This is a genomic window from Corallincola platygyrae (genome assembly GCF_039544265.1).
GTDB lineage: Bacteria > Pseudomonadota > Gammaproteobacteria > Enterobacterales > Neiellaceae > Corallincola > Corallincola platygyrae.
Genome location: NZ_BAABLI010000015.1, coordinates 263,727 through 276,436 on the forward strand (window position 1 = coordinate 263,727; position 12,710 = coordinate 276,436).

7 protein-coding genes and 1 pseudogene are annotated in these 12,710 nt (G+C 48.7%); 2 read left to right on the forward strand and 6 right to left on the reverse strand.

Going from position 1 to position 12,710, the window contains the following annotated elements; genetic code table 11:
- Positions 1 to 146: 146 nt before the first annotated feature.
- The 3 genes and pseudogenes from ftsX to ftsY form a co-directional block, all read right to left on the reverse strand.
- Positions 147 to 1,130, reverse strand: a complete 984-nt coding sequence (gene ftsX, locus ABEA14_RS13845) for a permease-like cell division protein FtsX (protein WP_345340619.1) — start codon at positions 1,128 to 1,130, stop codon at positions 147 to 149.
- Positions 1,127 to 1,816 carry a cell division ATP-binding protein FtsE gene (gene ftsE / locus ABEA14_RS13850; protein ID WP_345340620.1) on the reverse strand — a complete coding sequence of 230 codons (690 nt, stop codon included), beginning with the start codon at positions 1,814 to 1,816 and terminating at the stop codon, positions 1,127 to 1,129. Before ftsE ends, ftsX begins: the two co-directional genes overlap by 4 nt.
- A 19-nt stretch (positions 1,817 to 1,835) precedes the next feature.
- A pseudogene (gene ftsY, locus ABEA14_RS13855) lies at positions 1,836 to 2,780 on the reverse strand (signal recognition particle-docking protein FtsY); the annotation flags it as partial.
- A gap of 392 nt (positions 2,781 to 3,172) precedes the next feature.
- Between ftsY and rsmD the strand changes: the two are divergent.
- Complete coding sequence (rsmD, locus tag ABEA14_RS13860; RefSeq protein WP_345340622.1) at positions 3,173 to 3,754, forward strand: 16S rRNA (guanine(966)-N(2))-methyltransferase RsmD; 582 nt, start codon at positions 3,173 to 3,175, stop codon at positions 3,752 to 3,754.
- 31 nt (positions 3,755 to 3,785) lie between these two features.
- A complete protein-coding gene (locus ABEA14_RS13865; protein WP_345340623.1) occupies positions 3,786 to 4,073 on the forward strand; it encodes a DUF1145 domain-containing protein in 288 nt (95 codons plus the stop codon).
- Positions 4,074 to 4,078: 5 nt separating this feature from the next.
- Here ABEA14_RS13865 and ABEA14_RS13870 read toward each other — a convergent pair whose 3' ends face one another.
- Genes ABEA14_RS13870 through ABEA14_RS13880 form a run of 3 tightly spaced genes read right to left on the reverse strand, consistent with a single transcriptional unit; the run spans position 4,079 to position 12,553 of the window.
- Positions 4,079 to 5,902 carry a two-component system response regulator gene (locus ABEA14_RS13870; RefSeq protein WP_345340624.1) on the reverse strand — a complete coding sequence of 608 codons (1,824 nt, stop codon included), beginning with the start codon at positions 5,900 to 5,902 and terminating at the stop codon, positions 4,079 to 4,081.
- Positions 5,903 to 5,923: 21 nt separating this feature from the next.
- Positions 5,924 to 10,423, reverse strand: a complete 4,500-nt coding sequence (locus ABEA14_RS13875; protein ID WP_345340625.1) for a hybrid sensor histidine kinase/response regulator — start codon at positions 10,421 to 10,423, stop codon at positions 5,924 to 5,926.
- Positions 10,424 to 10,438: 15 nt separating this feature from the next.
- Positions 10,439 to 12,553, reverse strand: coding sequence for a S8 family peptidase (locus ABEA14_RS13880; protein ID WP_345340626.1), 2,115 nt, complete (start codon positions 12,551 to 12,553; stop codon positions 10,439 to 10,441).
- Positions 12,554 to 12,710 lie beyond the last annotated feature (157 nt).

The window sequence follows — 12,710 nt, forward strand, 5'->3', positions numbered from 1 at the left end:
CGTCACCGGTCGCAGGAGAGATCGAATTTTGATCCATTCGATGAGACCCGTCAACCGGCAAAAAAGTTTCAATATGTGATGAAACACTGCTTAATGAAAGTCGTGCCGGGCATAGCTCACACCACGACCAAAGGTTATTCAATCAGTTAAGCTGGCTCGATAAGGGCAATATGTCGTTTGACTGAGATATACGCGCCACATAACCCAAGAAATGAGGACAAAAATAGCAAGAACAAGGCTTCGGCCAGATTTATACCCATTAGTTGGAAGCTACTTTGATAGAGACCCGAAAGGTAACTGATGGCGTCAGTCAGCCACCAGATAATCAGGCTGATGGCGACCCATGAGATCATCGCACCGACGATGCCATACCAAAGACCCGCATATAAAAACGGGCGTTGAATAAATCCATCGGTTGCGCCAACCAACTTCATCACTTCGATCTCTTCCTTGCGAGAAAGGATGGCAAGGCGGATGGTATTACCCACAATCAGCACCACAGACACCAGTAACAAGGTCGCCAGGGCACCAAATGAATCCTGGATTAGCGCAATAATGGCGTCCAATCGCTCCAGCCAGTCAATATCCATCTTGCCCATATCGACTTCGCGTGCGGATTCCAACTTATCCAGTAATGCTCGAGCCTCACGCGGGCCTCGGTTCTCTTCCGTAGGTAGCACCACGACCACCGCAGGTAAGGGGTTCCGATCCAGATAGGCTAGGGCATCCCCAAAACCTGATTGCACTTTGAAATCATCCAGTCCCTGTTCGGGTGAAACCAAACGTACAGATTCGACTTCTGGGTGTAACCCAATGCGGTGACTAAAAGCACGTTGTACTTCTGGTGACAGGTCCTGACGCAGGAACAAGCTGATCTCAGCTGCGTTTTGCCATGCGCTACTGACTGCAACCGCATTCTTTTGCAATACGTAGAGGGCAGCAGGCAAAGAGAGGCTAAGCCCCAGTACCGCCATGGTCATCAGTGAAGCGATCGGCGTGCGCCAAAGGTCGCCCAGCGCTGCAACAGAGTGGCGCAGGTGATTAGTAAAGAATGCTCGGATCTTGCCACTCAGCGGAAGCTTGGGTTTAAGGCTGTTGGCGTCGGGGCGGTCTTTAAATAGCAGGCTCATAACAGCTCACCTCTGTCATGTTGCAACAGCCCGTCATTTATCATCTGGCCTTTGCGAAGCGTCAGGGTGCGGTACTTCATGCGAGCAATCAGGCCCAGGTCATGGGTGGCGATCAGTACGGCCACATCCACTCGATTAAACTCTTCAAACAGTTTTAAAATCTCAACTGAGAGCTCTGGGTCGAGATTACCTGTGGGCTCATCAGCAAGCAGAATAGGAGGCTTGTTTACAATCGCCCGGGCGATGCCAACCCGTTGTTGTTCACCGCCCGAGAGCTGCATCGGGTAGTGATTGATCTTGTTGAGCAGGCCGACCTTATCCAGTGCCGCTGAAACTCGGCGTTTTATCTCTTTGTGTGAATAACCTTCGATAACCAGAGGCAGGGCGACATTGTCCAGTACGCTGCGGTCAGTCAGCAGGCGGTGGTCCTGAAAGATAATCCCGATATCGCGACGAACCAGAGGTATTTGGCGTTTCTTAACCCGGGCCAGGCTATGGCCGTTGATAAAGATCTGGCCATTGGTAGGTTTTTCCAGCAGCGCAATCAGCTTGAGCAACGTACTTTTGCCAGCACCAGAATGACCCGTAAGGAAACCCATCTCCCCTTTTTTGAGGTGAAAGCTGACATCTTTAATGGCGTGATGCCCACCAGGGTAGAGCTTGTTTACATGGTCAAACCGGATCATGGCTGTATTGGGTCCGTGGCTACTCTTCTTCGCTAAATAGCGCGTCTACGAATTCATCAGCATTGAATGTTCGCAGATCTTCGATCCCTTCGCCGATACCAATGTAACGAATTGGGATCCCGAGCTTGTTTGCGACCGCAAAAATGACACCGCCTTTGGCTGTACCGTCGAGTTTGGTCAGAGTGATGCCTGAAAGTCCGACCGCTTCGTTAAATAGTTCCGCCTGGCTGATGGCGTTCTGGCCGGTACCTGCATCAATGGTGAGCATCACTTCGTGTGGTGCATTCGGGTCTAGCTTCTTCATCACACGGACGATTTTTTTCAGCTCTTCCATCAGGTGCGCTTTGTTTTGCAGGCGACCTGCGGTGTCGGCAATCAACACGTCAACGTTGCGTGCGCGAGCAGCTTCCAGTGCATCAAAGATTACCGAGGCTGAGTCGGCACCGGTATGTTGTGCAACCACTGGGATCTCGTTGCGTTCGCCCCATACCTGCAACTGTTCTACGGCGGCGGCACGGAAAGTATCACCCGCTGCCAGCATCACTTTTTTGCCCTGGGCCTGGAACTGTTTGGCCAGCTTACCAATGGTGGTGGTTTTACCGACGCCGTTCACGCCCACCATCAGGATCACAAATGGGCCATCACTGCTGTCTGTGCCCAGTGGTGAATCTACTTCGTTGAGCAGGGTAGCCATCTCTTGCTTCAGCAGGCTCAATAGCGCCTCGCCATCTTTCAGCTGCTTGCGATCCGCTTGCTCAGTCAATGAGTCAATGATTTTCATGGTGGTGTCGACGCCTACGTCGGCCATTAGCAACTGGGTTTCTAACTCTTCAAACAGCTCATCATCGATTTTTTTGCCCAGAAACAGATTAGCGAAGCTGCTACCAATCTGTGTGCGGGTTCGCATCAGGCCACGTTTCAGGCGGCTAAAGAAACTTTCACGCTTAGGCTTTTCCTGTACTTCAGGCTGGGGTGCAGGTTGCTCTGTGGCAGGTGTGTCTGCAGCATCATTTGCATCGTCATTGTCTGAGGCGTCTTGCACCTGTGCTTGTTCCACAGGTGTTTCTGCTATAGGCGCAGGCTGAGTATTGGCGCTACTTTCCTCGGGAATTGGCTCCGCAGTGGAAGATTCCGACGCTTCTTCTGAGGGGAGTGTCTCAACTTCGCTTTGCTCTGATTTAGATTTCTCTTTACCAAACCAGGACAAAAAGCCCTTTTTCTTTTCTGCCATGTTCTAACTCTGACTTACCGAGGTTATATGATGGGGAGTACGGGTAACCGAATTGCATTAGTTGGCGTTACGCCACCAGCACTCTAAAATGCGCCGTGATATTAACATAATAAGCGTGGTAAACGATGGCAAAACGACCAAATCGTGGTTCCAGTGGCCAGATCCGAATTATCGGCGGTCAATGGCGTGGTCGAAAGCTGCCTGTACTGGATAGTGAAGGCTTAAGGCCCACGACTGATCGGGTAAAAGAGACCCTGTTTAACTGGTTGATGCATGATGTTCGAGGCGCTCGCTGCCTGGACCTGTTTGCCGGTAGCGGCGGTCTGGGTTTTGAGTGTTTATCTCGCTTTGCCGATTCGGTGCTTTTTCTGGAAAAAGACAGTAAAGCTGCGCAACAGATTAAAACCAATCTATCCACGCTTTCAGCGGACACAGGCGAAGTTAAGTGCGCCGATGCGCTGCAGCTACTAAAACAACCACCGACACAGCCGTATGACCTTGTTTTCATCGATCCACCATTTAGAAAGGGGCTGCTTGAACAGGTCCTTCAGGGTTTGGCTGCGCCCGGCTGGCTAAAAGCTGGCAGCCAGATCTACATCGAGTCGGAGAAAGAGTTGCCGTTACCGCCGTTGCCACCAAACTGGCACCTGCACCGAGAGAAAACTGCGGGGCAGGTTGTTTATCGATTGTTTGAAATAGAGGCATAACCGTTAGGTTTGCAGTAGCAGGAGTGGTCAGGTGTTTTATAAAGTGATGTTGCCTATTGGATACTTGGTCATGCTGAGTGTTTGGGGAGTGTTAATCGGCAACTTTATTCAGCCGTTTGCGGGTGATCTTGCCTTCATCCTCTATCTGGTGGCTGGACTGGTGGTGATGATGCACCTGATCCAGTTGGCGGTATTCAAAGGCACCATGGGCGCGAGGTTGATACTGGGTTGGCCCGGTATAATAGAGATCCTGTTGTTTGGTGTGTTCGCGTTGTGGCGGCGCTGGCAAAAAGTGTTGGCCGAGCAGGCGCCACGATAACCATCTTAAGCGGAACACACCTCTGATGGTGTTGTTGCTGTTGCCGCCTCCAACTTGTTAAAGCCCGCTTTCAGCAGTGCCGCGGCCTCCTCGGCAGGCATCGGCCTCGCATACAGAAAACCTTGTAATCTCTGACATCCCGCTTGTTTTAGCAGGCGGGTCTGCTCATCCGTTTCGACACCTTCCGCCAGTACATCCAGTTTTAGCGATGTCGCCATGGCAATGATGGCATTGACGATAGCCCGGTCTTCGGCGCTTTCTTCGATATCGCGGACAAAGGAGCGATCAATTTTAACTTGGTCAATGGGTAAGCGCTTCAGATAACTGAGCGACGAATAGCCTGTACCAAAGTCATCGACGGAAATACTGGCCCCCATAGCCTTGAGCTTGTTCAGTCGTACCGTATTTTCTTCAACATCTCTCATCACCACACTTTCTGTCATCTCGAGCTCTAGTTGAGATGGCGGTAAGCCGGTCATGCTCAGAGCCTTTTGGATCTGTTCGACCAGATCGTCCTGTTTGAAGTTGAGTGCTGACACGTTGACGGCCACAGGGATCTCTATACCCAGCGTCTGTTGCCACTCGACGGCTTGGGCACATGCAGTTTTCAGCACCCAGTGGTCGATATCGATGATTAGCCCAGATTCTTCGGCCAGAGGAATAAACTCGGCGGGTGATACCATACCTCGCTCAGGATTCTCCCACCTGACCAGTGCCTCAACGCCAATAAACTCGCGTTTTTCGACATCGACTTTTGGCTGGTAAAGTACCCTTAGTTCCTGATTTTCAATCGCCTTACGTAATTCGTTCTCCATGCGCAGGCGTTGTAATGCCTTGGCATTCATCTCGTTGCTGTAGAACTGAAAACAGCCTCGCCCTGCGTCTTTTGCGCTGTACATGGCGGTATCGGCATTTTTCAGCAATGTCTCAATCTCTTCGCCGTCGTCGGGGTAAACGGCGATACCAATGCTTGGTGTCACCATCACTTCATAATTGTCTACCAACATTGGCTGAGAAACGCTTTCAATAACACGGTTAGCGACACGGGCTATGTCGGCATTGTGACTGACATCGGTAAGGCAGATGGTAAATTCATCCCCCCCCAGGCGGGCTAACTCCAGCTCTTCATTAGTAGCACTGACACCATGGTTTCTGGAGACGTAATCGTTTGGCCTCAACGTGTTCTTAAGCTGGTCTGACACCTTTGTCAGTAGTTTGTCGCCAAAGGCGTGTCCTAGGGTGTCGTTAAAGCGTTTAAATTGGTCCAGATCGATGAAAAGCAGTGCTGCTTTTTTCTTGTCTCTTTTAGCTTGGGAGATGCCTCGAGCCAGGTATTCATTAAACATCTGGCGATTAGGTAGATCGGTCAGCTCATCGTAATAAGCCAGGTACCTGAGCTTCTCTTCGTTCGACTTCAACCGCTCCTCGTTGCTCTTGAGCTCACGAAACGCCTTACTTGCTCTCAACATGTAGCGAACACGTTGGCCGAGGATCTGCCAGGTGATGGGTTTGGCCAGGAAGTCTGTGGCGCCACTTTCGTAGGCCTTGTTAATCGAACTGATATCGTCAGAGGAGGTGACCATCACTATGGGCAGGTCGCCCCCCGTTGTTTCCTGGCGGATATGTTCACACACCTCATATCCAGAAAGATAAGGCATGCTTACGTCAAGCAGTACCATGTCAGGGAAGTGCTCTTGAAACTTTTCCAGCGCTTCACGGCCGTCACCCGCTTCAATAACGTCAATACCTTCACGTGAGAGGGTTTCTCTCATCATCAAGCGAATGGTGATGTCATCATCACATACTAGTACGACGGGTTTCTCTGACATTTTTATACTCGGCGAATGCATTTACGCTGTCCTGATTACTTCGCTGATGGCCTCGACTGCCTGTCGATAACAAGGTTCTAATCCTACCAGCAACCGCTCACATGCGGCTAGGTCTCCGTGTGCTGCGGCTTGTTCCAAATCATGACTCATCCCTTTGAGGCGTTTGGCTCCGACGTTGGAACTCAGCGATTTAATGGCATGAGCAGCGGCACGCAATTCGCTTTGTGAGTTTGCTTCCAGATGCAGATTTATCTCATCTATTTTGCTTCTTACTTCGTTCTGGAACGCAGTAAATACACGGCCTAACAAGTCGTTACCGGTTTCTTGTTGGATCTGACGAATGTTGTTGATGGCGGACATATCTATAATACCGTCAATCAGGTTTCCATCTAATTCACCACCACCTGCCGAAGGATCGATGGGGGCATCTGTTCTCAGCGGATCTGGCAGGAATTCTTCCAAAGCGTCGTAAAGGTCACGCAAAGCCAGTGGCTTATTCAGGTAGCCATTCATGCCTGCATTCAAACAACGCTTCCGCTCTGCATCCATCATGCCTGCGGTAACAATGAGGATTGGAGTCTGTTTAAGGTCGTTTTCCTGCTCGAATCGTCGTATCTGTTTGCCTGCCTCATAGCCGTTAAGGTGTGGCATTTGCCAATCCATTAACACCAGGTCGACACTGTTTTCTTTGTAAGTGTCTACTGCTTGACGACCGTCGGCAGCAATGTGGACGCGACAGCCAAGCATTTGCAGCATGGCTCTAAGCACTTCTTGGTTGGCGTACGTGTCTTCTGCTACCAGTACCGTGGCGTCGAACTGGTTCATTATCTGGTCGTCATTTCGGCCTCGTACAAGGGTGTCGTCTTCTGGCAGTGCCTGGTTGGTTGCTATGCTCAACGCGATTTTCAAAGTACGACCATCGATAGGTTTGGTCAGGCGCTGGCAGTGGCGAAGTTCCTCGCCCAAAGACTCCAATGCAACCGGCGTCAGGAAGATCATCCGTTTCTGCTTATCGACTGGCATAGCCGCCAACATTTTTGCTTCTTCTGGGGTTAGCTGGTCGATATCTGCCATAACACAGGTGTCTGCGGATGGGTCCAGCAGTGCTGCCAGAATTGGAGTATCGCCAATTGGTTGCGCCTGCAATTGCAGAAGCGCCAGCTGGCTGGTAACCATCTCCTGCTCACCAGCATTTCGGCATGCGGTCCGCACTTGTGTTGGAAACGGTAGTGTTGGTGCGTTGCTTAGTGCGGTACTCGCGGGTGGAAGGCTGACAATGATCGAGAAACAGCTACCTTTGTCGACTTCCGATTCCACCTCGATCTTACCGCCCATCAGGTCGGCTAACTGACTACAGATAGAGAGGCCCAGACCTGTGCCGCCAAATTTACGTGTGGTGGAAATATCTGCCTGTGAGAAGGCATTGAAAATGTCTTTTAAAGCATCAGGCGCAATGCCAATACCCGTATCCTGTACGCTAATGCGAGTGCCTTGAAGCGCCTGAGAAAGACGAATGTTGATCTCTCCCTGCTGGGTAAACTTAATGGCATTGCCCACCAGGTTGGTCAGGATCTGGCGCAGGCGGTTGGGGTCGCCGACGACATATTCAGGTACATCCTGACTAATGATGTGATTGATCTCAACGCCTTCTCTCTGCGCTTGGTCGGCATACAGATAGCAGGTTTCCGTAATCAGTTCGTGCAGGTTGAACTGTAACTGCTCTAGTTCAACCTTACCCGCTTCGATTTTCGAATAGTCGAGCAGGTTGTTGATAAGGCCAAGCAAAACCTCCCCTGACCTTTGTGTCGTGACTGCAAAGCGACGCTGCTGTTCGCTGAGAGGAGAGCGCAATAGAAGCTCTGTCATACCCAAGACGCTGTTCATTGGGGTACGGATTTCATGACTGATATTCGCTAAGAAAGCAGACTTCGCTGAATTGGCCTCCTCAGCCCTGTCTTTGGCGACGTTCAGTTCGTCGACCGTCTCCTCAAGCTCGAGGTTTAATCGCGTCAGGTCTTCGGTTCGCAGTGCTACCTCTTTTTCTAGCGCTTCTTTTTGCTTACGCACCCTTTGCGACTTTTCGCGCTGTTGGGAGTAGATCCGGTAGATAAGCAGGGATGCTAACAGGGTGTAAATGGTGTAGGCCCACCAAGTTCGCCATGGAGGGGGGAGTATGGTGATATCCAATGCCATCGCTGGACCATTCCAGTAGTTGGTATTGCCGGTTGCTTGAACCTTTAACGTGTAGTTACCTGAGGGTATGTTGGTAAATGTCGCACGATTTTGATGGCCAATTTCTACCCATTCACTATCAAAGCCTTCCAGCATATATCGATAAAAAATGTGATGTGGTTTTGCGAATTCCAGAGCTGAAAATTCAAATGACAATAAATAGTCTGAGTGTTTGAAAGTAGCATGTGCTAACTTGTGAGGACTTACGGGGTACTCAATCTCTTTATTTAACTGAAATATCTTGCTGAGTATAACTTCGTAGTTTCTACCTTTTACGTCTATATCCGCTGGAGTAAATTGGTTGAACCCTCTGTTACCTCCAAAGAATATATCGCCATTCTTGGCCTTATATGATGATGCAAAATTGAAGTCGTCATCTTGAAGGCCATGGCTTTTATTATATGCTTTACTTGTATAGTCTCTTGTTGATACTCTAACAAGCCCCTTGTTGGTTGAAAACCAAATATAGCCATGGTCATCAAGAAGTGCAGCGTATAGTTTCTTGTTTATTACACCAATATCATTTGTAATGTTTTGAAATTCTGGAATCCCTTGCTTTCTATCCTCTGGACTCCACTTTATCACTGCATTCTCAAAGGTTATCCATAAATTAGAATTTTCATCTTCTAATATTTCAGAAACAAATCCTCTTGATTTTACTGGGTTATCATCAATCAGATATCTTGTAAAAGTTTCTGATTCTGGATTAAACCTGTTTACACCACTATCCGTACCTATCCATATTTCACCACTGCTATCTTCAAATATGGCAAATACTTTATTACTGTTTAGGCTAGTTTCGTCTTCGAAATTGTGGTTTAACCTTTTGAACTCTTTTTCACCGTTACGACGTAAACTTACCCCACCACCAAAGGTACCAACCCACAAATTCGCTGAAGAGTCTACGTATATCTTTGTAATTCCATTAGCACCAATGGTTGTAGGATCAGCGGCGTTGCTGATAAACCTCTCTTTTTTTCCGGTGCTAGTGTTTAACTCATGAAGCCCATCTGCCCGAGTTCCAATCCAAAGGGTTTCTTTATGCGCAGCCAAACTCATTACACGCTGTGTATTAGGAGTACCATGTTCTTCAAAAACAGAGATATTGCCATTGGTTTTGTCCTGAATATGTAAGCCATGGTAAGTTCCCACCCAGTAGTTTTTGCTGGTTTCTGCGAACGCAAATGTAAGCTCGTTTTCAAGTCCACTGCTTTTGTTTGTTTTTTCAAAGACGCTCTCGGTACCGAAATATACACCAGAGAATGTACCAACCCATACCAGACCTTTACTATCTTGCAGGATGTTAAGAACCATATTTCCTATAAAAATATCATTCTTTCCATGGAAAGGTTGAATCGATTCATCTTCCCAGTTATAGGTGGCGAGCCCCTTATCCGCGCCTATCCAAATTCGTTTCTTGTCGTCTTGGAAAATAACCCGAATATTTCCGTTAGGCTCCAGGGAACTAGTGTCAATTGGAATGATACTGTTGTTTTCAATCGTAAATATTTGATGACCATCTCCGCCAAGCCATATCCTACCTAAGTGGTCCTCAAGCAGGGCGGTAATAGTAGAGGGTAATTCAATGTTCTGATGTCCAGAAACTATTGAGTAATGTAAAGTCTTAGTAGTGTGCTTGGAATGTTTTATTAATCCATTTCCATCGGTTCCAATCCAAATATTTCCACTATGATCTTCTATGGCTACCATCATAGTGTTTTCTTTCATCAAGCTATGTAAAGCTTCAGTGCCACAATTTATATATTCTTTATTCTTTGTGTCAAAACACCCTAAACCACCGCCATCGAACCCAATCCATAGCTTTCCATCACTATCTAGATATATTTTCCATATATATCTAGACGGAGATTGGTCAGGCAGAGGATATCGAGTGAAAGTTAACCCATCGCTGTTGAGAACGTTAAGACCATTAGCATAAGAGGCGACCCAAACCTCCCCAGTCTCACTATTTTGTGTAATGTCCGCGATGTTGTGCCCAGATAGAGAGCCTGGCTCGTTTCTGTGGTTGAGGAAAACCTTGGGTTGAACTCCATCTAGCTTGATTAAACCGCTTTGGGTCGCTAACCAAAGGAATCCTTCTTTGTCTTCCAATAACTTTTTTACGGTTGGCTGAGATATTTGCTCGCTGAATGGAGCAGGTTTGAACCGATAGTTGACAGAAGGAGTTGAAGTAGCTGCTGCTCGCGAAGCGAGCAGCAATGAAAGCACAAGCAATATTGAAACAAGGCTAATTCTACGCCTAACCAGTAGCCCCGATTCTAGTAACATGTACTTCCTCCACCTTTACTGTTGTGGCACCCAATTGGTACCTTCGACTTGTTTTTCGGCGTCATCACTGGCGTTGGCCTGATATATGCTGCCGACCTGCCACTGATTTGTCACTTGCCACTGATTTGTCACTTGCCACTGGTTTGTCACTTGCCACTGGTTAGTCACTTGCCACTGATTTGTTACTTGCCACTGGTTTGTTACTTGCCATTGGTTTGTTACTTGCCACTGGTTAGTGACTTGCCATTGATTAGTTGCGTCCCAGACTGGGATATCGGAGTTATCAATCGCATAAACTCCCTCATCAGTCTCGACTGCTGGTCCTTGGAAATGCTTCTCATCGTTAATATCTGCTGCGATATCAAGTCCGATATTTGCGCAATTTAGTGCGGTAGAGTCGACTGCACGCTTTGCATCAAGGTATCCAGCACCCTGTTGGAACACGCTGTATACAGGCTCACCATTTTCATCTACCGCCATTGCTGCGCTATCCATCAGTCGACACTTCAGATCGTCTGGTGTCAGTTCTGGATGTTGGCTTAATACCAGCGCGGCAATACCACTGGTAACGCCAGCTGCCTGCGATGAACCTGAAACCATCAAGTGGTTACCCAGTTGATATTGCGGGAATTGTTGAGAAAGTGCAGTGATCGGTTCAACAAGTCCGAGCATATGACCACCCGGCGCAAGGGCCTCAGGTTTTACAAAGGCTTCGTATGTTGGACCGGCTGAGGAGAAGGTCGCCAGAAAATCATCGGAGAGATCATTAGGTGTGTAGTTATCGCTCACAGCACCTACGGTCATAACATAGGGCAGGTTACCTGGAACGCCGATGGTCATTGCCTCGGGGCCTGAGTTACCTGCAGCAGCCACTACGAAAATACCTGCCTGCCAAGCCTGCATCACAGCCTGGTTGATTGGATCTTCCCAATAGTAGGAAGACGGCTCTGCACTAAACGACAAGTTAAGAACGCGGATGTTGTGGGTGTCTTTATTGTCGATGACATACTGAATCGCACGCACAACATCCAGATAGGTTGCTTTGCCCTCTACATCAAAAGCTTTCACCACCACCAGATTAGCATCAGGCGCGATGCCATGATAAGCGCCGGTGAATGAGCCACTGTCGGTAGCTTCAAGGCTGCTCGCTATCATTGAACTGATGTGGCTGCCGTGGCCGTTTTCATCTAACGCAACGCCTTCCAGATCCTGCATCGCGTCGTAAGTCGCCAGTACACGGCTTTCAAGCTGAGTATTTTTAGCCAGACCGTCTGCATCTAACCAGATACCAGAATCGATAACTGCGACGGTAACGCCTGCACCTGTGCCCCCTTCCGAATGAAGATCATCGGCGCTGATGGGGTGGGTGTAGTAGCTATCTTCAACATTGCTGTCTAAGCCAGGGTAACCAGTCACCAGCCCAGTTTCACAGCCTTCGGCAAAGGTAGCTGTCAGGTCAAAATCAGCCTGACCAGCCACATTGTATAGTGGCTCAATGGCATCAAAGGTGAGCACCAGATTGGTTTGCTCATCCATTTGAATCTGGCGCTGCAAGGCCGCTGTCAGCATTTGGGCGTCATTAAGAGCAATACTGCCACTCGGCATTAGCGCAGGGTCCAGCTCTTCAAAAATCATGTCGCCAAAGCTGATACTGGTGAGTGCGCCAAACTCTTCTGGCCACTGCATGGCTACCTGAGAAAGAGTAATGGCTTCATCGCCAATATTGAAAAGCGACCAGCTGATATGATCGGCCTCAATTTTCAGGATGTGATCTCCGGTGACACCGCAGCTAGTTGCAGAGTCAAGTGTGGCAATACCGTTCGCCTGAATACGTCTCACCAGGCTGGAGTGGCTTATCTGATCAAGCTGTTGCGCGGTGACTTCCGCCCCCACTGCATTAATCACTTCCAGCTTATGGGTCACTTTACCGCCCATATCAGTGACCAATTGTGCTAGCAATTGGGTGTCTTTGCCCTGGATAAGGACCTGGCTGGTGGGTTGAACCACCTCTTCAGTAAGATTGGTGTGGTACACCGCAAACATGGCGCTGCTTGAAAACGCCAATACTGCGGAGACAAATAGTACATTTCTAAGGTTTCGCTTGTTGCGGGTGGAACTGTACTGCGTCATTTATCTACTGCCTTTACATTTAACGAATGGCTGAAATCATGTTTCAGCCCCCAAACTTCAGGGTTTATCCGCCAGGCAGTGGAACCTCAGTGACGTTATCCGACTGCCCGGCTGAATAACTGGTCACAAAATGTGCGGGGATTATTAAGCAAATGTT

Coding starts and splice junctions, on each gene's coding strand:
- ftsX (WP_345340619.1), bottom strand. CDS start 1,130: ATGAGCCTGCTATTTAAAGACCGCCCCGACGCCAACAGCCTTAAACCC.
- ftsE (WP_345340620.1), bottom strand. CDS start 1,816: ATGATCCGGTTTGACCATGTAAACAAGCTCTACCCTGGTGGGCATCAC.
- rsmD (WP_345340622.1), top strand. CDS start 3,173: ATGGCAAAACGACCAAATCGTGGTTCCAGTGGCCAGATCCGAATTATC.
- ABEA14_RS13870 (WP_345340624.1), bottom strand. CDS start 5,902: ATGTCAGAGAAACCCGTCGTACTAGTATGTGATGATGACATCACCATT.
- ABEA14_RS13875 (WP_345340625.1), bottom strand. CDS start 10,423: ATGTTACTAGAATCGGGGCTACTGGTTAGGCGTAGAATTAGCCTTGTT.
- ABEA14_RS13880 (WP_345340626.1), bottom strand. CDS start 12,553: ATGACGCAGTACAGTTCCACCCGCAACAAGCGAAACCTTAGAAATGTA.